This is a genomic window from Pseudomonas sp. R4-34-07, from assembly GCF_003852375.1.
GTDB lineage: Bacteria > Pseudomonadota > Gammaproteobacteria > Pseudomonadales > Pseudomonadaceae > Aquipseudomonas.
In genome coordinates, this window is record NZ_CP027760.1 from 2674628 (window position 1) to 2696885 (window position 22258).

Genomic DNA, 22258 nt, shown 5'->3' on the forward strand with positions numbered 1-22258 from the left:
ATGGACTACGTGACCCAGATCATCGACCCGCCACCCTCGCGCATCCAACTGGTATTCGACGCTGTGCGCGGCTTGCGCAAGCCCGAGCCTGGCGCCGCGCCGCCATTGCCCAGGGAGCGTCTGGTACGCCCGGCGGTGGTGCTGTCGAGCGCCGCCATCGCGGCGTATGCCCGTGCCTGTGGCTTTCGTCGCGAGCAGGGCGTGCCGCTGTCCTATCCCCACGTGCTGGCGTTCCCTTTGCACTTGATGCTGCTGACCCGACCCGGCTTCCCCTACCCGGCCAGCGGCATGGTGCATTTGGCCAATCGTATTCGCCAGCACCAACGGTTGCATGAAGGCCAGGCGCTGCGCCTGGAAGTGTTTTGCGAACGCTGGGTCGCCCATCCCAAGGGGCAGGCGTTGAGCATCGCGACCCGTGCCTACGGCGCGGGGGCCCTGGTGTGGGAAAGCGACAGCCTGTACCTGCGCCGGAATGTGAAAAGTCCCGTCGGGGAGCTGTGGGTGGACGCACTGCCGTTACAGGAGGAGGGCTTGGTACGCACCCAGCGCTGGGTATTGCCCGCCGATCTGGGGCGCCGTTTTGCCAAGGTCTCGGGGGACTTCAACCCGATTCATACCTCGGTGATGGGCGCGAAACTTTTCGGCTTTCGCCGTGCCATCGCCCACGGCATGTGGACCCTGGGCCGTGCGCTGGCAGCACAGCAGCCACCGGGTGGCCTGGACCACGCCGAGGCCCATTGCGATTTCAAGTTGCCAATCTTCCTGCCCGGCCAGGTCGCCCTGTGGAGCCGCCCCGTGACCGGCCCGCTCCGGGAATTCGAAGTGCGCAATGTGGCCGGCGACAAACCGCATATGCGCGGGTTGTTGCTGTGGGATCAAACGCCTGGAATGAGAGCCTTACATGAGTGACTGCAGCTTCAATCCGCCACCGACCCGACGCGTGGCGATCATCGGCGGTAACCGCCTGCCGTTTGCCCGTTCCAACACCGTGTATGCCCATGACAGTAACCAGGACTTGCTGGTGGCCGCCCTGCAAGGCCTGGTGGATCGCTACAACCTGCACGGTCAGCGCCTGGGCGAATTCGTCGCCGGTGCGGTGATCAAGCATTCGCGCGATTTCAACTTGGCGCGCGAGTCATTGCTGTCGACCACGCTGTGCCCGCAGACCCCAGCCTACGATGTGCAGCAGGCCTGCGGCACGGGCCTGGAAGCCGCGTTGCTGGTGGCCAATAAAATCGCGCTGGGCCAGATCGAAGTGGGTATCGCGGGAGGCGCGGACACCACCTCCGACGCGCCCATTGGCATCAACGAATCCCTGCGCCACACCTTGCTTGCGGCCAATCGGGCCAAGGGCATGGGCGACAAACTGAAGGCCTTGTTGAAGGTGCGCCCTTCGATGTTGTTCAAGCCGCTGCTGCCGCGCAATGGCGAGCCGCGCACCGGCCTGTCGATGGGCGAGCACTGCGAAGAAATGGCCAGGCGTTGGCAGATCAAGCGCCTGGCCCAGGATGAGTTGACCCTCGCCAGTCACCAACGCCTCGACGCGGCCTATAAGCGCGGTTTCTTCGACGATCTGATCAGCCCCCATCGGGGCCTCGCAGGGGACAACAACCTGCGCGCCGACATCAGCCTGGAAAAACTCGCCAGCCTGGCGCCGGCCTTCGACCGCCAGGACGGCACGCTCACCGCCGGCAACTCAACGCCCCTGACCGACGGCGCTTCGGTGGTGTTGCTGGCCAGCGAAGCGTGGGCCGCTGCCAATGGCTGGCCGGTGCTGGCCTACCTGCGCACCGGCGAAACGGCGGCGGTGAATTTCGTCGACGGCACCGAAGGCCTGTTGATGGCCCCGGCCTACGCCGTACCGCGCATGCTCAAGCGCGAAGGCCTGGGCTTTGCCGATTTTGATTTCTTCGAAATCCACGAAGCATTCGCCGCCCAGGTGCTGTGCACGCTCAAGGCCTGGGAAGACCCCGACTACTGCCGCGAGCGGCTGGGCCTGGACGCACCGCTGGGCGCCATCGACCGCGCAAAAATGAATGTCAACGGCGGTTCGCTGGGCTGCGGCCATCCGTTTGCCGCCACCGGTGGCCGGCAACTGGCGGCGTTGGCCAAGGCCATCCATGAGCGCGGCGGCGGTCGCGGCTTGATCTCGATCTGTGCGGCAGGCGGGCTGGGTATTACCGCCATCGTCGAAAAGTAGCCCTATCCACAACAACAATAAGGACGCAGCCATGAACGCCATCAGCCTGGAACACACCGAACGCATCTGGTTGAACGCCTACCTGCCCGGCGTGCCGGCGGACATCGATGCCGCTATCGAGGCTTACCCCTCGTTGCGCGAAGTGTTCGTGGAACACCTGGAAAAATTCCGCGAGCGGGTGGCGTATGTCAGCATCGGCACGCCCATGACTTACGCCGACTGGCACATCCAGGGCAGCGCATTTGCCGCGTGGCTGCAGGGCCAGGGGGTGAAGAAGGGCGACCGCGTCGCGTTGATGATGCCCAATTGCCTGCAGTACCCGATCTGCCTGCTGGGCACGATCCTGGCCGGCGCGGTGGTGGTCAACGTCAATCCGTTGTACACCGCCCATGAGCTCAAGCATCTGCTCAAGGACAGCGGCGCCGAGACTGTGGTGATCTTCGAAAACTTCGCCCACACCCTGGAAAAGGTCATCGCCGGCAGCAGTGTCAAGCGCGTGGTGGTGGCGGCCATCGGCGACCTGCTCGGCACCTTCAAGGGCGCGGCGATGAACTTCATCCTGCGCAGCGTGCAGAAACAGGTGCCGGCCTTCACGCTGCCTGGCTCGGTGCGTTTCAACCAGGTGCTGAAACAGGGGCGGGCGCTCAATTTTTTGCCCGTGAGCATAAGCCGCGATGAGCTGGCCTTCCTGCAATACACCGGCGGCACCACCGGCGATGCCAAGGGTGTGATGCTCAGCCATCGCAATATTATTGCCAACCTGTTGCAAGCCAAGGCCTGGGTCGGTGATCAACTGGACCAGGACAAGCAGGAGACCAACGTCACCTTGCTGCCGCTGTACCACATCTTTTCTTTGACGGTGAACTGCCTGATGTTCATGTGCCTGGGCGGGCGCAATATCCTGATTGCCAACCCACGGGACGTGAAACGGGTGCAGATGATCCTGCGCAAGGAGCGCTTCAACGGGATCGCCGGGGTCAACACGCTGTTTAACGGTTTGCTGGAGAACAAGGAGTTCTGCGCGCGGGACTTTTCCGACCTGCGCATGGTGATCGCCGGGGGCATGGCCACGCACACAGCGGTGGCCAAGCGCTGGAAGGAAGTCACCGGCTTGCCGATCGTCGAGGGCTACGGGCTGACCGAGTGTTCCCCGGTGGTGAGCATAAGCCCCATCGACATCAACCGCATGCGCGAGATGGAATTCACCGGCAGCATCGGCGTGCCCTTGCCGTCGACCTGGGTGCGCTTCGTTCGTGAAGACGGCGAAATCGCCGAAATCGGCGAGCAAGGCGAACTGCAAGTGCGCGGGCCGCAAGTGATGCAGGGCTACTGGAAGCGCCCGAAGGAAACCGCCGAAGTGCTGGACGCCGAAGGCTGGTTGTCGACCGGTGATATCGGCGTGATGGATGAGCGCGGCTACATCCGCCTGGTGGATCGCAAGAAGGACATGATCCTGGTCTCGGGTTTCAACGTGTACCCGAACGAAATCGAGGACGTGGTGGCGATGCATCCAGGGGTGGCGGAAGTGGCGGCTATCGGTGTGGAAGATGGCGTGACCGGCGAGAAGGTCAAGATCATCGTGGTGCGCAAGGACCCGAGCCTGACCCAGGAGCAGATCCTCGCCCATTGCCGGGAATATCTGACCGGCTACAAGGTGCCGCGTTATGTGGAGTTCCGCACCACCGAACTGCCCAAAACCACGGTGGGCAAAGTACTGCGCCGAGCCTTGCGCTGATATTGAAGGCGACTGCGATCAACTGTGGGAGGGGGCTTGCTCCCGATAGCGGTGTATCAGCTAAAAATGCACTGGCTGACACACCGCCATCGGGGGCAAGCCCCCTCCCACATTTAGATTGAGTTCACGTTGACCCAGCGTGCTTCCTGGGCGGCCACTCGAATCGCCGTCGCCAGCCGCTCCACCGCCCACGCCGCTTCAAAATCGGTGCCATCCGCACCTTGCCCCGCCAGCGCCATGATCAGTTCGTGAACCTCCAGCGTCTTCAACTCGTTGTACCCCAGCTGGTGGCCCGCCGCCGGGCTGAACGCGGCATAGCCGGGCAGGGCCGGGCCGGCGAGCAAGCGCTGGAAGCCATCCTGGCCGGCTCGGCACAGGCGCAGTTCGTTCAAGCGCTCCTGATCGAACGCCAGCGTGCCCAGGGTCCCGCTGATTTCGAAGCTCAGGTGATTTTTATAGCCATGCTTGATCCAACTGCTGCTCACCGTGCCGCGCGCGCCGTTGGCAAAACGCAACAGGGCATGCACCTGGTCATCCACCGCGATGCTCTTGAGTTCATGGCTGCCTTTGAGGGCCGGTCGTTGAGCGTGGACGGTGTGGGTATCGGCGCACACGCTGGTCACATCGCCCACCAGGTAATGGGCCATCGACAGCAAATGGCTGCCCAGGTCCGCCAGCGCGCCGCCAGCGTGTCCTACCTCGCAGCGCCACGACCAGGGCGAGGCCGGGTCGGCCATGAAGTCTTCGCTGAATTCGCCCTGGAAACTGATGATCTCGCCAAGCTCGCCCCTGGCAATCATCTGTCGCGCCAGCACGATCATCGGGTTGTGCTGGTAGTTGTAGCCCACGCGCGTCACCACCCCGGCCGCGCTGGCAGCTCGACGCATGGCATCGGCCTGTTCCAGGCTGACGGCCAGCGGCTTCTCGCAGTACACCGCCTTGCCGGCCGCAATCGCAGCCATGGCCATGGGGTAGTGGAGGTGGTTGGGGGTCGTGATGGCCACGACAGCGACCTTGGGATCGTCGATCAGCGCCTGCCAGTCGGCGTGGGCCTGGTCAAACCCCCAGGCGCTGGCGCAACGCTGCGCGCGCTCGGCGTCGGCATCGGCCAGGGCCGCCAGTGTGAGCGTGACGGGCAGTTCGAACACCGCCCGAGCGTTGTTGAACGCCAGCGCGTGGGCGCGCCCCATGAAGCCTGTGCCGATCAAGCCGATTCCGAGTTCACGCATCGCCGTGGTCCTTTGGATTATTGTTTTCAGGAAGCGTATTAATGGAATAAATATTCTCAAAATTCAATAGATGGAATAAAAATTCATTTCACGCAGGGCGGCCTGATCGTTCCCACGCTCCGCGTGGTAACGCCGCCAGAGACGCTCCGCGTCCCATAACATCATCATTTGAGCTGATGCAGCTATATTCACCATGTGGCCAAACGCCGCCAGTTAACAAAAGATAACGTAGCGCCGATTGTCAGACGATTCCAAAGCCCGATAGGATGGCCCGTGCTTGCGTCAGGCGCTCTAGATTGCAGGTTTCAGAGCCCCGCGCAAAGCAACACGACCTAACAATAATAAATGGGAGAAAGGTCTATGAGTGAGCCTGTCATGGGTTGGGTTGTTTGCCGCCCACGCGCCGCACGCAAGCTTGCGTTGCTGGCCACAGCGCTCTCGCTGTTTGGCACCGTTGCGTTACCCAGCGTCGTCCGGGCCGCCAGCGATACCCCGGCCGCAGCGGTGTTTGCGATTGAATCCCCCAAGGCCGCCAAAGGCCTGATGATTGACGTGGTCCACGCCGGCCAGCGCCTGGTGGCGGTGGGTGATCGCGGGCACATCCTCTATTCCGATGACCAGGGCAGCACCTGGACCCAAGCCAAAGTCCCCACCCGGCAATTGATCACGGCGGTGTTCTTCGTCGACGCCAGCCACGGCTGGGCGGTCGGCCATGATGCGCAGATCCTGGCCAGCAGCGACGGCGGCGCCACCTGGAGCCAGCAATACCAAGACCTCAAGCGCGAAGCGCCGTTGCTCGACGTATGGTTCAACGACGCCCATCACGGCCTGGCCGTGGGCGCCTACGGTGCGCTGATCGAGACCACCGACGGCGGCCAGACCTGGGAAGACGTCAGCGACCGCCTCGACAACGAAGACCAGTTCCACCTCAACGCCATCGCCTCCATCAAGGACGCCGGCCTGTTTATCGTCGGTGAGCAGGGCAGCATGTTCCGCTCCAGCGACGACGGCCAGACCTGGGAAAAACTCGAAGGTCCCTATGAGGGCTCGTTGTTCGGCGTGATCGGCACCGCTCAGCCGCGCACGCTGTTGGCCTACGGCCTGCGCGGCAACCTTTACCGTTCCACCGACTTCGGCGGCACCTGGGAGCAGGTCGAATTGAATGCTGCCCGTGGCGCTCTTGAGTTCGGCCTGTCAGGGGCGACCCTGCTCGAGGATGGTTCCATCGTTGTGGTGGGCAATGGCGGCAGCGTGGTCGTCAGCCATGACGACGGCCAGACCTTCAGCGTATTCAACCGCCCGGACCGTATCTCACTCTCGGCGGTCACTGCGGCGGGCAACGGCAACTTGATCCTGGTCGGGCAGGGCGGCGTTCGCGTCGCTACAGCTGCTGGCGCCGAACCGACAAAACAATAAGAAGGCGGGGAAAGAATGAGCAGTCATCACAACGATAAAGCGACCTTTCTTGAGCGCCTGATCTTTAACAACCGCCCGGCAGTGATCGTCATCTGCCTGCTGGTCAGCCTCTTCCTGTTCTGGCAGGCGACCTTGATTCGCCCGTCCACCAGCTTTGAAAAGATGATCCCCCTCAAGCACCCCTTCATCGAAAAGATGATGGAACACCGCAACGACCTGGCCAACCTGGGCAACACGGTGCGCATTTCGGTGGAAGCCAAGGACGGTGACATTTTCACCAGGGAGTACATGGAGACCCTGCGCCAGATCAACGACGAGGTGTTCTACATCTCCGGCGTTGACCGCTCGGGCCTCAAGTCGCTGTGGAGCCCCAGCGTGCGCTGGACCGAAGTGACCGAAGAAGGCTTCGCCGGCGGCGAGGTGATCCCGCAGAGCTACAACGGTTCGCCACAAAGCCTCGACCAGTTGCGCAATAACGTGCTCAAGTCCGGCCAGGTCGGGCGGCTGGTGGCCAACGATTTCAAGTCGAGCATCGTCGATATCCCGCTGCTGGAGTCCTACCCGGACCCGCAGGATCAGGGCAAGTTACTGGCCCTGGACTACCGCAAGTTCTCCCATGAACTCGAAGACAAGATCCGTGACAAGTTCGAAGCACAGAACCCCAACGTCAAGATTCACATCGTCGGCTTTGCCAAGAAGGTCGGTGACCTGATCGATGGGCTGGTGATGGTGGTGCTGTTTTTCGGCGTGGCCTTCGTCATCACCCTGATCCTGCTGCTGTGGTTCACCAATTGCCTGCGCAGCACCGTCGCGGTGCTCAGCACCACGCTGGTGGCAGTGGTCTGGCAGCTCGGCCTGATGCACTTCTTCGGCTTTGGGCTGGACCCGTATTCGATGCTGGTGCCGTTCCTGATCTTCGCCATCGGTATCTCCCACGGGGTGCAGAAGATCAACGGGATCGCCCTGCAGTCGAGTGAGGCGGACAACGCCCTGACCGCCGCGCGGCGCACCTTCCGGCAACTGTTCCTGCCGGGCATGATCGCAATCCTCGCCGACGCGGTCGGCTTTATCACCTTGCTGATCATCGACATCGGCGTGATCCGCGAACTGGCCATCGGCGCGTCCATCGGCGTGGCGGTGATCGTGTTCACCAACCTGATCCTGCTGCCGGTGGCAATTTCCTACGTCGGCATCAGCCCGCGGGCCATCGCCAGGAGCAAGAAGGACGCAAACCGCGAACACCCGTTCTGGCGCCTGCTGTCGAATTTCGCCAACCCGAAAATCGCGCCGGTCTCCATCGCCCTGGCGCTGCTCGCCTTCGGCGGCGGCCTCTGGTACAGCCAGAACCTCAAGATCGGCGACCTCGACCAGGGCGCGCCGGAACTGCGCCCCGACTCGCGCTACAACAAGGACAACAATTTCATTATCAGCAACTACTCCACCAGCTCCGACGTACTGGTGGTGATGGTCAAGACCCGCGCCGAAGGCTGCTCGCGCTATGAAGCCATGGCGCCGATCGACCAGTTGATGTGGAAAATGCAGAACACCGAGGGCGTGCAGTCGGCGATCTCGTTGGTCACTGTGTCCAAGCAGATGATCAAGGGCATGAACGAGGGCAACCTGAAATGGGAAACCCTGTCGCGCAACCCCGACGTGCTGAACAACTCCATCGCCCGCGCCGACGGCCTGTACAACAACAATTGCTCCCTGGCGCCGGTACTGGTGTTCCTCAACGACCACAAGGCCGAGACCCTCGACCGCGCCGTGCATGCGGTGCAGGACTTCGCCAAGGAGAACAACAAGGACGGCCTGGAATTCATCCTCGCCGCCGGCAACGCCGGGATCGAGGCGGCCACCAACGAGGTGATCAAGGAGTCGGAGCTGACCATCCTGATCCTGGTGTACCTGTGCGTGGCGACCATGTGCATGATCACTTTCCGCTCCTGGGCGGCGACCCTGTGCATCGTGCTGCCCCTGGTGCTGACCTCGGTGCTGGGCAACGCGCTGATGGCGTTCATGGGCATCGGCGTCAAGGTTGCGACCTTGCCGGTGGTGGCGCTGGGCGTGGGGATCGGCGTGGACTATGGCATCTACATCTACAGTCGCCTGGAAAGCTTCCTGCGCGCGGGCTTGCCGTTGCAGGAAGCCTATTACCAGACGCTCAAGTCCACCGGTAAAGCCGTGCTGTTTACCGGTTTGTGCCTGGCCATCGGCGTGTGCACCTGGATCTTCTCGGCCATCAAGTTCCAGGCTGACATGGGCCTGATGCTGACCTTCATGCTGCTATGGAACATGTTCGGTGCGCTGTGGCTGCTGCCGGCACTGGCGCGGTTCCTGATCAAGCCCGAGAAGCTGGCGGGGCAGAAGGGCAACTCGCTGTTTGCCCACTGATTGCCCGAGCGACATAAAAAGACCGCAGCCTTGGCTGCGGTCTTTGCGCTTCAGGGGACGCCGGTCAGTGCGGCGCAGGTGCGATGGCTAAGAACAGTTGATCCTGAGGCGGCGCGATCAGCACATAGAGGATCTTCCTGACAGGTTCCGCCCCCGGCTCCTGCTGGCTCTTCAATCGCGCCTGCACATGCGCCTTGAGCAGGTCCTTCTGTGTGAATTTACGCTGGTCGGCAAGTTTCAGGTGCGCACGGGTATAGCGGGCGGGCGGCATGTTGGCTGCCGCATAGTGAAAGTGGGCATACCACAACACGCTCGGCGGTTTTTGAGCTTTGTCGTACACCGCGTACTCGGTGAAAAAATCGCCGCTGAGGGTAGGGCGCTGTGGATCGGCCGGGCTGGTCAGGTTGATGTCGATCTGCTGGTGCCGCCACAGGTAATCGAGGCTTTCCAGTGTCGGCCACTGCTGTTTGTAAGCGGCGCTGCAGACCTCCTGCGCCTTTCGCTGCATGTCCCTGGCTTCTGCCCGGTACTCGTCGATCAAGCCCTGGGCCGAGGGTTGGCCGGCGTGTTCCCGTGCAATCTCATCGGCAAGCTCGGTGAGCTTGCCGGCCTGGTCGCTGAGCAGTTCATCCCAGTCGCCGGGGTTGACCGCTTGCCGAGTGCCGGGAGATTCCAGCACTTGCTGTTGAGCGCTGATGACACGTTCGATACCGGCGCGCTGCTGGAGCAGTATCTGGCCCTCGCGCTTGAGTACCGCCAGTGGACGGGCCTGGGCTGGCGGTTGCTTCGCGGCCACGAGGTCTTCGGCGATGTCTACCCATTCGCCGGCCTGCTCGCGAAACGAGGCGACGGCTTGCCCGGTAGCCGGGTCGGTGATGGTGAAGTGCTCGCGGTTGATGTGGCCATCGGCCGGCTTGAGGTCGCCGACGAGGTATTTTCTTCTACGGGTTTTAAAGATGCGTTTGGTCGGCGCTTTCGGGCGCAGGTTTTTTAATCGCGACTGTTCTACTTCCAGTTCCTCCTGCCTGCGGACCACGGCCTCCAGTTCGTTTTCGGCAAGGGCGCGGACATCTCGCAGTTCGTTCACAAGCCGCTCGGCCATCGGGCGCAAGCATGCCGGGTTGATCAGTTTGAGCGCCTCGATCGCCGTCTCATAACGGCGGTATTGATCGAGCACGGTGTTGTACACCTGGTGCTGTTCATCAAGGGGAAAGCCGCTGCTGCTGCGTACTTCGATGTGAGACAGCAGCGCTTGGCTCAGGCTGGAATGGTCGGCATGCTGCCTATACAGCGCTTCCTGCGGCGACCTTTCAGTGGCCGACAGCTCAATGGCCACCCACGACAACGGGATCAGCGCGTTGATTTTCAGGCTCTCGGGGAAAAAGTGCTGTGGGTGCGCGATCATTGCCAGCAACTCTTCACGTATCGCACGACCCGCCACTGAGTCCTGTTCCAACAGCTCCAGCGTGGTCTCCATACCGCGGGTGCCTACGGCCATGCGTTGCTGGATATCGGCCAACGCGATGGATTTGGCCGTGTGTTCATCATAGGGCGCAGCGTTGCCGAGCAGTTTTTCCAGCATCATGCGTTCAGACACATGACGCATTGGCTCGCCACCGTCACTGAATTGAAGCGTGTCTGCCCACAAACCCAGGTAGGTATGGATTGCCAATTGTTCGTCCCAGAGCGTTCTCAGGGTTTTTGCCCGGTCCTGAACGTGACTGCCGGCGCCGCGGTACTTTTCCAGGTCCTGGCCGACCTTGACCAGTTCATGGCGTGCCGGCAGCAACTGCGTGTGTCGTTCCTGCAGCGTTTCCAGCAGCGTTTCATAGTGGGCACGCAGCGTTGCGTAGCTTTGCATTTCGCGCTGATGACGGGTTTCAAGGGTCGATTTTTGCGGGCCGGTTGCACTGTCCAGAAGCTTCCAGACCAGCTTTAACGTCGCGGCCTGTTTGGTCAGGTCGGCGTGGGCGGTGCGCATTCGAACCAGGGAGGCGCGAAGTTCGGTCATCGGTGGCGTGAGCTCGATGCCAAGCGCTTGCATCCGCACTTGTAGCTGCTCGGTTTTGCGGCGGTTTTCCACGCGCAAGGTCGCAAGGCGCTTGGGACCTCCACCGCTCAGTTTCAGTCCGCGATCCAGGCTCCAATGCCCATTGCCGTCGGTTCTGAGCTTGACGCCAGGGTGGTCGGGTTTGTCGGGATGAATGATGAATACCTCGCCAACGCCTGGAACGACCCTGACCCGAAAGAACAGGCCGCCCACCGAGGCGTGCCAGAGGTTGTCGACCTTGAACAGACCTTTGAGGTTGCCCAGCGCAACGGCGACCGGCAGCGGCTCGGGCCAGGGCACGTTGACCTCGAGGAGTTTTTCCAGCAGGCGCGCCGAGGCGCTGTCGCCGGCCAGGGAGCGGTCAAAGTCCAGCAGGGTTCGGCCTCCACCGGGTGGCTCGGAGGGCAGGCCAACCACGCCGCGTTCGATCACCGCAGGGCTGGCCTGTGCACGCCTCAACGGCGGGCCTGGCGGCGATTCGATAACGGGGCTGCCTGGCGCTTCGGTCGCCAGCCCATGGTGCAGCAAGACCATGCCGATGTTGAGCAGCAGGTCGACCCACGCCAACTCCCTGGCAATCGGGTCTGCACTTTCCAGCGCCGGCAGGTCCTGCCTGAGGCCCATCGCCAGTTGCATGAGCCAGCCGACGACCGCCAGGGGGCCGCGCACCAGCATCAACAAGGTGTTGAAGCCCAGTTGTACACCTTCCAGGATCAACGCCCAGCGGCTTTCAGCATTGGAGGTTGACTCGCGGTCGGCCTGGTCCAGAAGTTGACGGGCTTCGCAGACGAACAGGTATTGCATCAGTTGGCCGCTGTTCAGCGCCTGCAGGATCGGGTCGTTACTTTCATCATTGGCCGGTGCCAGCGCCGCCGGTTTCGGCACCTCGGGCAATGGATCGAATTCCGAGCCTATACCGCCGATACGCACATAGTGCGGCTGAATAAACCCCCCATTGCTGTAAATGGCCCTGGCGTCGTCCGCGAGCCAGGCCAGTACGCTGTCCTGCAGGGCGCCGGGCTGGGCGATGGCCGCCAGCAACGCGTCGCGGCCGGCAAACTCCAGCAAAGATTCGCCATAGGCCGGCCGGTAGAGCAGGTGCGGACCGGACTGCCCATTGCGCGGTTCGATAATGAACATGTTCTGCACCACATCAGCCTTGGCCCCAGGCTTGCGTTGAAAGGCCAGCGCGCGCATGACGATTTCATCGTTGTCGACCCAGCGCTCCGCACGCTCGGTGCCGACGACTGCCTGGACGCAACGAAAGCCACGTCGCGTAAGCCCCGCCTCAGCCTTTATCAGGTGTTCCAGCGCCTGGGTTTTCAGCTCGACAGGCCGTTGCCCGCAGAACAGGCGTTCGCGCCGTTCGGCCTCTTCGGTGCCGCTGAGCAACGCCTGTTGAATATAGACGGGGTAGTTGCGGCCGATATCCACCCGTTGGATCAGTTGCAGCAGGTACGCCGGGGTCAGCCAGGCTTCAAGCTCGCGGCCACCGGTATGGCGTAATGTCATGCGGCCGCTGGGTCTTCCCGACAGGTTTTTCAGGGCCAGGTCGACCAGGCTCATGGACACGTGCTGAATGTAGCCACCTTGCAACGTGCCGACGGGCACATCGAAGGTCAGCTCCAGGTCTTCGGCCTTGTACAGCGCGTGTTCAAGGTCCGTGCAACTGCGTGTGCCCAGTATCACGGCATTGCGCTCCAGGCACAGTTGGTGATTCAAGTGGCTGGCGGCATAGGTGCGGATATCCTCCAGCCCATCCAGGTAGCCCGCGCCCTGCGTCAGGCGCCTGAGGTTGGCCTGTTCGATCAGGCATTGGCGATAGCTGAAGCGGTCGGCGGGCGAGGCGCCGCGCAGCCAGTCGGGGAGGGCGGCCTGGATCGGCGACAAGCTATCGATCGGCGTGAGCGGCGCGCGGGCAAACCACGAGGCCGGGTTGGTAGTCGACTCGAACAGCTGTTGCGCGGCGTCTATGGAGCTGGCGCGAGGCAGTTGTATCGCGGCGAGATCCTCCAATTGCCGGTTGAGCACCAGCGCCGCTTGAACCTCGAATATATCGCCGTCCGGCTCGTAGCGGTGCCAGGTGATCTTGTCGGCGCTGAACTGCCGTGACAGGCGCTCGCCCCATGCCTGGCCGAAGGCGTCGAGGCTGGCGTAGGGCTCGACCTGGCCGGACACGGCACACAACCATACGTGCTGGCCGCTGACCACGAGCAGATCGCTGGACTGCACGGTCAGGGTGGTGGCTTCCCGTACCAGGTGCGTTTCCAGGGTGTAGGCATGGATCGAATTGTCGGGCCATGGCAGGCCCGCCCTGGCTTCACGAGTAGGGTAGTTGGCCAACGTGCTGAGTATTTGCAGTTGTTGGGCATCCTCGCCGGACTGACGAATCGCCGAGGTCCTCAGCACGCCTTGCAGCAAACTGGCCAGCCATCGCCAGCGACTGCCGCCGGCCTCGCTGTCCTGGTCCCAGTATTCGGTCAGTGCATCCTGATACCCCACAAACAGAATCAAGGGCAGTTCGCGTATCACCGCTTCGACGGCGCGCACGTCATAGCTGGAAGGCTCACCGGTCGGCGGGACGAGGCGGGTGCCGGTGGCGTCACTCAGGTAACCATCCAGGTTGTCGCGCACGGACAGGTCGGGGAAGCTGCCGTCGGCAATATGCTTGAGGGCCACCTCCAGCAGCGGATGCAGGCCCCGGCCGCCGCCGTCACGGGGCAGCGCCAGGCAAAGATCGGAGAGGGGCTTGGGCAGGTGCGGGAAGCGTTCCTTCAAGGTGTAGGTCAGCATCTGGGTCACGACTGAGCGCAGGGACGGGCGCGTGCGAAACTGCGTCTCCACTGCTTTTTGCAGAATGTTTTCAGCCGGGGGTGTCGGGGTGGTTGGCACGGGAGTCATCCTTTACGTGGGTTAGCTATGCCCTCGTAAAGTAATGGCAGCCACGGGCTTGATGCGGTAATCGACTACCGCTTGGCCATGGGAAACGGGAAAGACGCAGGGGATTGGCCTATCATCAGCGTTTTTTCCAGCGATGAATGATCCCGATGACTGCCGACGCCCTGCTTACTGAACTTCAAACCTGCGACATGCTCGAAATCGATGGGCTGCATGCCTTTGATTTCACCTCAGACGAGCAAGGCTTGCGCATGACCTGCATGGACGGCCGGGCCGAGAAACGCTGGACGTTCAGCCTCGCGCAAGTACAGGCCGCGACCTTTGATGACGCCTTGCAAAGCTGGACCCTCACCGGTGATTCGGGCGAGCACCGCCTGGTGTGCATGGCCGCGTTCACCGGCAACAATAACGACGAGGAAGACGAGCATGATGATGCGTAAATTCTGGCCGCTGCTGATGGCCGGCAGTGTGGGGGCGATGTCGGTGCAGGCTGCGCCGGCTGACACCTATGAGTTGTTGGTGGGCAGCTACACCGCTGGCGCCAGCGACGGTATTTATCGCCTGCAATTCGACAGCCGCACTGGCCAGTTCCAGGGCAAGCCGGTACTGGCAGCGAAGGCCGACAACCCTTCGTGGCTGACGGTCTCCAAAGACCAGAAGCACCTGTTTGTGGTCAATGAAAACGGTCCCGGCCAGCAAGACCCGGTCGGTCGCGTCAGCAGCTACAGCATCGACCCGAAGAATCATCAGCTCACCCTGATCAATCAGGTGCAGAGCCTGGGTAACGAGCCGACCCATTCGAGCATCGCTGCGGATGGGCGTTACCTGTTCGTCGCCAATTATTCGGTGGTGGAAGACCCGGGCGGCAGCCTGGCAATCCTGCCGGTGGACGCTACCGGCAAACTGTCGGCACCGGTGCAGTTGAGCGGGCACCCGGCCAGTCGCGTCAACCCCGAGCGCCAGGCCTCCAACCACGTGCACTCAGTGGTGTCTTCGCCGGATGGCAAGTACGTGTTTGTGCAGGACCTGGGGGCGGACAAGGTATTTGCCTACCATTACGACCCCAAGGCCAATCACGAATTGCCGCTGACCCCGGCCAACCAGGCATCGGTGCAATTGCCGCCGGGCAGCGGCCCACGTCACCTGCTGTTCAGCGCCGATGGCAAGCACGCCTGGCTGACCACCGAGATGAGCGCGCAGGTCGCGGTGTTCGATTATGCCGACGGCAAGCTCACCCAGACCCAGTTGGTCGACTACGCCGCCGGGCAACCGGTGTCCGATAAGGCCGGCGCCGCCGTGCATGCGTCCAGTGACGGCAAGTTCCTGTATGTGAGCAATCGCGGCACCGCCAACCAGATCATCGTGTTTGGCGTAGACCCGGCCACCGCCCACCTCAAAGAGCTGCAGCGCCGCAGCGTGGAAGGCGACCACCCGCGCGAGTTCAGCCTCGACCCGAGCGGCAAGTTCCTGCTGATCGCCAACCAGAAGAGCAACGAAATCGTGGTGCTCGAACGTGACCCCAACACCGGCCTGCTAGGTAAAATCGTGCAGAAATTGCCGATCGATGCCCCCAGCGACCTCAAGTTCCTGGTGCGTCAATAAGCCACAGGCCCCGCAACGCGGGGCCTGACCCTAAGTATTAATTCCATTGATGACGGCTACTGTTTCAAAGCATTTCTAAGGTTCAACCCCCGGGCGTAAGTTTGGTTCCAAGGCCTTCCCAGGCCACTCAACCAAACGCACACAAGGGTTACCGACATGAATCTGAACCTCTTCTCCATCATCGCCGCTTCCGCTGTTTCCGCCACCGTGGCCTTGCCTGCCAACGCCAGCGTGGACATCGCCGGGAAAAAATCCAGCACCAGCGCCTACACCCAGAAATACCTGCAACAGAGCGCCAACTTTTATGCGGCGCTGGATCACAAGACCCAGGGCTGACACAGGTTGATTGATGTTGGTTTCAGGGCTTTGCCATCACCGCGATAAACAGCGGTGACTCCAGAATCCGCTGTATCCACGCCTGAAGCCGTGGATACGGCGCCCCCGCAAACCACTCGCGATCCACATGGGCGAACTGCCGCACAAACGGCACGATGGCCGCGTCCGCCAGGCTCATGTGCGCGGCGAGCAAGTACTCACGATCCGCCAGCAAATCCTCCAACTTCTGCAAGAATACCTCGCCCTCGGCCCGATAATGTTCCATCGGCTGCTGCGGATAGCGTTCGGCGTACTTGTATCGATTCAAATGATGTTTGAATGCTGAATCGTTCTCGGCGATCCACTCCAACACCGCTGGATTCCCCTGCAACAACCAATCATCCGGATCGTACCGGGCCAATGCCCATTGCATGATCTCCAGGCTTTCCTCGATCACCCGGCCTTCCACGCTCAGCACCGGTACCGTGCCCTTGTGTGACAGTGCCAGCATCTCGGCCGGCTTGGCCTTGAGGCTCACCTCGATAATCTGCACCGCCACCCCCGAGTAGCGCAGCGCCAGGCGTGCGCGCATCGCATAGGGGCAGCGCCGGAACGAATACAGCAGCGCTTCGCTCACTTGACCTCCAGGGTGCTCAAGCCATTGCCCTGGCGCTTGACCTGGATCTGCACCGGGATGCGCTCGTGCATTTCCTGTACATGGGAAATCACCGCGACCTTGCGGCCCTGGGCCTGCAAGCCATCGAGGGCGTCCATGGCCAATTGCAAGGATTCGGGGTCGAGGCTGCCGAAGCCCTCGTCGATAAACAGTGACTCGATTTTCAAGGTGCTGGAGGCCATCGACGCCAGGCCCAAGGCCAATGCCAGGGACACCAGGAACGTCTCGCCGCCGGACAACGAGTGCACCGAGCGCAGTTCATCACCCATTTCCGTGTCCATCACCAGCAGGCCCAACATGCTGCCGCCACGCTTGAGGCGGTAGCGGCGCACCAGTTGGCGCAGCTGCACGTTGGCGTGATGCACCAGCAGGTCGAGGTTGTAAGCCTGGGCGATCTTGCGGAAGGTGTCGCCGGTGGCCGAGCCGATCAGCGCGTTCAGGCGGGCCCAGCGCTGCCATTCGTCATAGGCCTTGGTGATCTGTTCGGCCAGGGCGCTGTTGGCATCCTGGCGGCGCTGGTCCTCGGACTGGCGGGCGCGCAGTTCGGCGCAGTGTTTCTCGCCCTCGGCCAATTGCTGGTTGAGCGCGGCGAGACTGCTGTCCAGCTGTTCGGCGTCGAGGTTGCCATTGTGCAAGGCCTGGTGCTCGGCAAGGCGTTGTTCGCGCTCTTGCAGCAGTACGCTGGCTTGTTCGACGGCTTTTTCGCAGGTGTGCAACTGCTGGCGCAGGTTGATGACCTGGGCGTCGTCCAATGCCAGCAGACGCCCCAGGCCTTCGTCGTCCAACTCGGGGTGCGCGGCGCGCCAGGCGCTGATGCGCGTGTCCAGGGCCTGTCGTTCGCTCTCGAGCGCTTGCTGGCGCTCCTGCACGGCCTTGAGATCGGCGATCAACTGCACCAGAGCGGTGTGTACGGCGTGTAATTCCTGGCTGGCGTCGGTTTCGCTTTGGCGCGACTGGGCGACGGCCTGATCCAGTTGCTGTTGCCAGTGTTCGGCGCTGGCGTGCTCGCCCAGCAAGGCGCTGAGCGTTTCCTGGGCGTCGCGGTGCTGGGTGGACAGCTCGGCGACCTGCAGATTCAGCGCCTCCAATTGCTGCTGGCGATGCTGCTGGTGGGTCTGTTGCTTCTCGATGGCCTGCTGACGCTCTTGTTGTTCAGCCAGCTCATCACGCTGATGGCCCAGTTGTTCCAGGCGCTGGCTGACCTGCTGATCGAGCTGCAGGAAGGTCGCCGCCGGTTCGCTGCGCAAGCCTTCCAGCGTCGCGCTGGGCAACAGGCTGGCGAAGCTTGCAAGTTCTGCATCGAGGCGTTCGCGGTCGTTGGCCAGGGCGCGCTGCTGGTCGAGCAACAGTTGGCGGGCCTGCTGGCTGGCGTCCTGGGCGGCTTGCAACTGCTGCTGCAGACGCCCGGCGTTTTGTTGCAGGTTGAGCAGGGCGCTTTGGCGCTGTTCGTCCTGGGCGATGTTTTGCGTCAGTTGCGCCAGTTGCTGGGCCAACCAACTGCTGCGCTTGGCGGCGTCCTGGTTGAACAGCGCAGCGCACAGCGGATGCGCTTGCAGGCTTGGCGCCAACGCTTGCTGCTGCAGCGCAAGCTGTTCCTGCTGCGCCAGGAATTCCTTTTGCTGGGCGATCAGGCCACCCACTTCGCCACGCAGCTCGGTGAGCTTTTCCTTGAGGCTGTCGACGGCTTTCTGCGCCGTGGCCTCTTCGTTTTCATCGTGGCGGCCCAAGCTCTGCAACAACGCTTCGGGCTGGTGATACGGATGTTCGTGGCTGCCGCAGACGGGGCAGGGCTGGTCATCCTGCAACTGCTCGCGCAGTTCCTCGACGCTGGCACTGCGGGCCAGGCGCTGGCGCTCCAGCAGTTGCTTGGTCACCGTCAGGGTTTGCTCGGCCACCGTCAGTTCGGCTTTGGTTTGCAGGCCGGTCTGGTTCAGTTGCTCGCGCTGCTGCGCCGCCTCGGCGAGTTTTTGCGCCAGGCTGCTGGCCTGGGTGTCGAGCTGCTGCTGGCTGTCCCACAAACGTGCCAGGTCTTCGAAGGCACGTTGTTGCTTGCGATTGTCCTGCAAGAGGCTGGCGAGCAATTGCAGTTGTTCGGCCACTGCGTGCGGCTCGGCGCCGGCCTCCTGGTACAGCAGGTCCAGGGTTTCGCGCTGCTGGGTGAATTGCGCCACGGCGGCGTTGACGCGCTGTTCAAGTTGCGGCAGTTCGGTCTCGCCCTGATTCAGACGATTGCCGATCAGCATCAGCTGTTGCAGGCGGTCGCGGTAGGCGGTCCAGGCGTCGCTCAGGGGCGTGAGGGCGGCGCTGCGCTCCAGTTCAGCGGCCAGGCGTTGCAGGCGCTCGCCGACCTGGGCCTGCTTTTCTTGCAGGCTGTTGAGCAAAATCTGACCTTCGCTGCAGGCGGTGGCGTGCTGCTGCTGGTCCTCGGTGCGCTTGGCCAGTTCCTTGGTCAAGTGGGTGAGGGTGGTCTGTTGTTCGAAGGCCTGGCGCAATAACGGCGCGGCCTGCGCCTGGTTCTGCTGGGCTTGCCCGAGTGCCGACTGGGCGCTGGCCTGCTGCTGTTGCGCCTGTTCCTGGCGGCTGTGCAGCACGGCTTGTTGCGCAAGGTGCTGCTGAATCTGCGTGGCGAGCGGTGCCAGCAAGGCGTCGAGTTCTGCGCGGCGCAGGAAGTGATGGCGCTGTGGGGCGAGCTGGTCCAGGCGGGTCAGGTCCTGGCGCTGCTGGCCCTGGCTGTCCCACTGTTGCTGGGCGTGCTGCAACTGCTCGGCAGCGCTTTGCTGGCGCTCCTGCCATTCGCGCAGTTCCTTGAGCCAGGTGTGCTGCAACTCCAACTGCTTGAGCTGGGCCTGCTGGGTCTTGAGTTGTTGCTGCGCCTGGCTCAGCTGTTGATCCAGCTCGGCGCGGGCTTCTGCGGCCAGGGGCACCACGCCGGTGGCCTGGTCCTGCAACTGTTTGTGGGCGTCCCTGGCGTCCTTGGCCTTGTCGAAGGCGCGGCGGCCCAGCTGGGTGTAGAGCGCGGTGTCGGTGAGCTTTTCCAGCAGTTCGCTGCGCTCGTTGTCGTTGGCCTTGAGAAAGGCACTGAACTCGCTCTGCGCCAGCAGCACCGCACGGGTGAACTGTTCGAAGTTCAGGCCCAGGGCCAGTTCCAGCTGGGTCTTGTATTCGGTTTTCTGGCTGGCCAGCAGTTGCTCGCTGTCCAGGTCGATCAGGCTCTGGCGGCTGCTCTGCAACTTGCCGCTGGCCTTGTCACGGGCACGGTTGGCTTCCCAGCGCGCCCGGTAGCGGCGGCCGCTGACGCCGACGAAATCCACCTCGGCGTAGCCCCCGCCGGTACCCCGCCTGAGCAGGGTGCGCGGGTCGCCGATGGAAATATCGCTGTCGGCATCCGGCATCTTCGCCTGGCCGGTATCGCCCAAACGCGGCACCGCGCCAAACAGCGCCAGGCACAGTGCATCGAGCAGGGTGCTTTTCCCGGCGCCGGTCGGCCCGGTGATGGCGAACAAACCGGCACTGGCCAGCGGCTCGGCGGTGAAGTCGATTTCGAACGGCCCGGCCAGGGACGCGAGGTTTTTCAGGCGGATGGCGAGGATCTTCATGGCTGTTCGTCCTCCTGTTGCACTTCCTGGAGCAGCACGGCGAAGTCCTTCAAGGTCTGTTCATCCACTTCGCTGCCGTAGCTGTCCTGCCAGGCGCGGCTGAACAGCTCCTGGGGCGTGAGTTGGTCGAGTTCGACCAGGCGCTCTTCGTCGCCGTCGGCGCGCGGGCCGTTGCCGGCGTATTCGGCGGCGATGCGCACCAGGCGCACGGCCTTGCCTTGCAGGGCGGTTTCGATCTGCTGGCGCAGGTCCGGTTGCGGTTCGTCGAGACGCACGCGCACTTCCAGCCAGGGGTGGCGCTGGGTTTCGGCGAGCAGGTCGATGTCGGGCAGCTCGGCCAGGGCCTTGAGAATATCGGCCAGAGGCGCGGCTTCCAGGCGTTGCAGGTTGACCGAGCGCGGAATCAGCAGCGGTTCGACGCCGACCAGTCGTTCGCCCTGGAACGTCACGTCGAGCACCTGGTGCTTGTAGCTGATTTCGGAAAACGACAGCGGAATCGGCGAGCCGCTGTAGCGAATGCGCTCTTCGCCATTCACTTTTTGCGGCTTGTGCAGATGGCCGAGGGCAACATAGCCGACACTCTTATCGAACAGGCTGGCCGGCAGCGCCTCGGCATTGCCGATGATCAGGCTGCGCTCGGAGTCTTCCGACACCGAACCCCCGGCCATGTGCGCATGGCTGATGGCAACCAGCGCCTGGCCTTTCTTGCGTTTGGCGTTGGCGGCCGCAATCAGCCATTCATGCACTTGGCCGATGCCGCGCAGGTAATCATCGCCCAACTGCGCCCCCGTGACTTCCGCCGGGCGCAGAAAGGGCAGCGCCAGGCACCAGGCGACGATCTTGCCTTTGGCGTCCGGCAATGGGATCAGCAGGCGTTCGGCATCCAATTGGCCGTCATCCAGCCACAGCACACGGCCCAACGCATGGGTGCGCAGACGGCGCATCAGCGGGGCGGGCAGCTCGATGCGCGAACCGGAGTCGTGGTTGCCGGCGATCATCACAATCGTCAGCGTGGGGTTTTGTTCGTGGGCGCCGATGATGAAGTCATACAGGCGCTCCTGGGCCTTGAGCGGTGGGTTGACCGTGTCGAAGATATCGCCGGCGATCAACAGCGCCTCCGGGCGGTGGGCCTTTAGTTGGCCCAGCAGCCATTCGAGGAAACAGGCATGTTCGAAGTCGCGTTCCTGGCCGTGCAGGTTTTGCCCAAGGTGCCAGTCGGAGGTGTGAAACAGACGCAAGGCGAACTCCGTGGAGAAGATGAAAAGGAGGGGAGTTTACCTGTATTACTAGCGCAGTGCCTTGGGTGGCGCCGGGGGCGATCGTTCCCACGCTCTGCGTGGTAATGCCTCCTGGGACGCTCCGCGTCCCGCCAGGCGCTGCAAGTTCCGCTACTGCACACAGGTGACGCAGAGCGTCACGGGCTGCATTCCCACGCGGGAGCGTGGGAACGATCTTTGAAGCCGCGCTCCACAGGGGTTGTGCGTTATGCCTGGGGCTGCAGGCACTCCAAGGCTCGGTCCGCCAGGGTGCGGGCCATGTCGATCAGGTGGGCGGTGGAGCAGGCCATGTCGCGTTGGGCGCCGTTGAGGTCTTCAGCAGTCTGTATTGCGGTGGTGGCGGCGCAGCGTAATAGCGAGGCAATGCTGACGATGGCGTCTTCGAAGCTCAGGTCTTCGTGAGCGACAAATATGGGAAAGGGGGGATCGGGGACGAGTTTGCTCATGCGTGAAGCTCCTGCTTGGATTGGGAGCCATTCTTTTGCCGATCTCACACGTCAAAAGGTGGCAGCTATGTGCGGGGTGAGATACCGGAAAGCAGGACCCGGCCAGACCAAAGCCTGCCCGCACATAGCCGCCATAGACGGACGTAGCGCATGGCGCCTGCTAATACACGGGATCTCACACCCGGTCGCTGATATGCAGCGACGAAGCGAAGGCTAGCCAGTGGATTGAGCAGGCGCAAGGCCGAAGGATTGTCTAGGAAACGTCCTGCAAATTAAAGCGATATGGATTGCTGGCCTTTAACAATGCATGTCCAGCAGGCGACGCAGGTCAACTGTGGGAGGGGGCTTGCCCCCGATATAGGTAATGGATCAGTGACAAGTATGTTGACTGACACACCGCTATTGATCGTTCCCACGCTCTGCGTGG

The 22258-nt window shown here is 62.6% G+C and carries 14 protein-coding genes; 8 read left to right on the top strand and 6 right to left on the bottom strand.

What is annotated here, in order from left to right; translation table 11 throughout:
- Genes C4J85_RS12220 through C4J85_RS12230 form a run of 3 tightly spaced genes read left to right on the top strand, consistent with a single transcriptional unit; the run spans position 1 to position 3935 of the window.
- Positions 1 to 909, top strand: a complete 909-nt coding sequence (locus tag C4J85_RS12220; protein WP_124409721.1) for a MaoC/PaaZ C-terminal domain-containing protein — start codon at positions 1 to 3, stop codon at positions 907 to 909.
- Positions 902 to 2200 carry an acetyl-CoA C-acetyltransferase gene (locus C4J85_RS12225; protein ID WP_124409722.1) on the top strand — a complete coding sequence of 433 codons (1299 nt, stop codon included), beginning with the start codon at positions 902 to 904 and terminating at the stop codon, positions 2198 to 2200. Before C4J85_RS12220 ends, C4J85_RS12225 begins: the two co-directional genes overlap by 8 nt.
- A gap of 31 nt (positions 2201 to 2231) precedes the next feature.
- Entirely contained in the window at positions 2232 to 3935 is a 1704-nt protein-coding gene (locus tag C4J85_RS12230; RefSeq protein WP_124366872.1) for an AMP-binding protein, read from the top strand.
- Between the two features lie 113 nt (positions 3936 to 4048).
- On the opposite strand, the gene C4J85_RS12235 is transcribed toward C4J85_RS12230, so the two are convergent.
- Positions 4049 to 5164 carry a Gfo/Idh/MocA family protein gene (locus tag C4J85_RS12235; RefSeq protein ID WP_124409723.1) on the bottom strand — a complete coding sequence of 372 codons (1116 nt, stop codon included), beginning with the start codon at positions 5162 to 5164 and terminating at the stop codon, positions 4049 to 4051.
- Between the two features lie 375 nt (positions 5165 to 5539).
- Here C4J85_RS12235 and C4J85_RS12240 point away from each other — a divergent pair, with 375 nt between their 5' ends.
- Entirely contained in the window at positions 5540 to 6580 is a 1041-nt protein-coding gene (locus C4J85_RS12240) for a YCF48-related protein (RefSeq protein WP_177413581.1), read from the top strand.
- Between the two features lie 15 nt (positions 6581 to 6595).
- Complete coding sequence (locus tag C4J85_RS12245; protein WP_124409725.1) at positions 6596 to 8971, top strand: RND family transporter; 2376 nt, start codon at positions 6596 to 6598, stop codon at positions 8969 to 8971.
- A gap of 64 nt (positions 8972 to 9035) precedes the next feature.
- Here the strand turns inward: C4J85_RS12245 and C4J85_RS12250 are convergent, their stop codons facing one another.
- Positions 9036 to 13913, bottom strand: a complete 4878-nt coding sequence (locus C4J85_RS12250) for a dermonecrotic toxin domain-containing protein (RefSeq protein ID WP_256657905.1) — start codon at positions 13911 to 13913, stop codon at positions 9036 to 9038.
- Between the two features lie 155 nt (positions 13914 to 14068).
- Here C4J85_RS12250 and C4J85_RS12255 point away from each other — a divergent pair, with 155 nt between their 5' ends.
- From C4J85_RS12255 to C4J85_RS12265, 3 genes are all read left to right on the top strand, one after another.
- Positions 14069 to 14359 (top strand): DUF5629 family protein, encoded by a 291-nt coding sequence (locus C4J85_RS12255; RefSeq protein ID WP_124409727.1) that lies wholly within the window; start codon positions 14069 to 14071, stop codon positions 14357 to 14359.
- The gene (locus C4J85_RS12260) at positions 14346 to 15521 is read left to right on the top strand and encodes a lactonase family protein (RefSeq protein WP_124409728.1); all 1176 of its coding nucleotides are present in this window, start codon (positions 14346 to 14348) and stop codon (positions 15519 to 15521) included. Before C4J85_RS12255 ends, C4J85_RS12260 begins: the two co-directional genes overlap by 14 nt.
- Before the next feature lie 156 nt (positions 15522 to 15677).
- The gene (locus C4J85_RS12265; protein ID WP_124407080.1) at positions 15678 to 15857 is read left to right on the top strand and encodes a hypothetical protein; all 180 of its coding nucleotides are present in this window, start codon (positions 15678 to 15680) and stop codon (positions 15855 to 15857) included.
- A gap of 22 nt (positions 15858 to 15879) precedes the next feature.
- Here the strand turns inward: C4J85_RS12265 and C4J85_RS12270 are convergent, their stop codons facing one another.
- From C4J85_RS12270 to C4J85_RS12285, 4 genes are all read right to left on the bottom strand, one after another.
- On the bottom strand, positions 15880 to 16473 hold the full coding sequence (locus C4J85_RS12270; protein ID WP_124409729.1) for a glutathione S-transferase: 594 nt from the start codon (positions 16471 to 16473) through the stop codon (positions 15880 to 15882).
- Entirely contained in the window at positions 16470 to 20108 is a 3639-nt protein-coding gene (locus C4J85_RS12275; protein ID WP_124409730.1) for an AAA family ATPase, read from the bottom strand. The genes C4J85_RS12270 and C4J85_RS12275 overlap by 4 nt, the downstream gene beginning before the upstream one ends.
- Positions 20105 to 21346 (bottom strand): exonuclease SbcCD subunit D C-terminal domain-containing protein, encoded by a 1242-nt coding sequence (locus C4J85_RS12280; protein ID WP_124366882.1) that lies wholly within the window; start codon positions 21344 to 21346, stop codon positions 20105 to 20107. Before C4J85_RS12280 ends, C4J85_RS12275 begins: the two co-directional genes overlap by 4 nt.
- 245 nt (positions 21347 to 21591) lie before the next feature.
- Entirely contained in the window at positions 21592 to 21831 is a 240-nt protein-coding gene (locus tag C4J85_RS12285) for a DUF6124 family protein (protein WP_124409731.1), read from the bottom strand.
- Positions 21832 to 22258 lie beyond the last annotated feature (427 nt).

Coding starts and splice junctions, on each gene's coding strand:
- C4J85_RS12245 (WP_124409725.1), top strand. CDS start 6,596: ATGAGCAGTCATCACAACGATAAAGCGACCTTTCTTGAGCGCCTGATC.
- C4J85_RS12265 (WP_124407080.1), top strand. CDS start 15,678: ATGAATCTGAACCTCTTCTCCATCATCGCCGCTTCCGCTGTTTCCGCC.
- C4J85_RS12220 (WP_124409721.1), top strand. CDS start 1: ATGGACTACGTGACCCAGATCATCGACCCGCCACCCTCGCGCATCCAA.
- C4J85_RS12260 (WP_124409728.1), top strand. CDS start 14,346: ATGATGATGCGTAAATTCTGGCCGCTGCTGATGGCCGGCAGTGTGGGG.
- C4J85_RS12240 (WP_177413581.1), top strand. CDS start 5,540: ATGGGTTGGGTTGTTTGCCGCCCACGCGCCGCACGCAAGCTTGCGTTG.
- C4J85_RS12225 (WP_124409722.1), top strand. CDS start 902: ATGAGTGACTGCAGCTTCAATCCGCCACCGACCCGACGCGTGGCGATC.
- C4J85_RS12230 (WP_124366872.1), top strand. CDS start 2,232: ATGAACGCCATCAGCCTGGAACACACCGAACGCATCTGGTTGAACGCC.
- C4J85_RS12275 (WP_124409730.1), bottom strand. CDS start 20,108: ATGAAGATCCTCGCCATCCGCCTGAAAAACCTCGCGTCCCTGGCCGGG.
- C4J85_RS12285 (WP_124409731.1), bottom strand. CDS start 21,831: ATGAGCAAACTCGTCCCCGATCCCCCCTTTCCCATATTTGTCGCTCAC.
- C4J85_RS12235 (WP_124409723.1), bottom strand. CDS start 5,164: ATGCGTGAACTCGGAATCGGCTTGATCGGCACAGGCTTCATGGGGCGC.
- C4J85_RS12255 (WP_124409727.1), top strand. CDS start 14,069: ATGACTGCCGACGCCCTGCTTACTGAACTTCAAACCTGCGACATGCTC.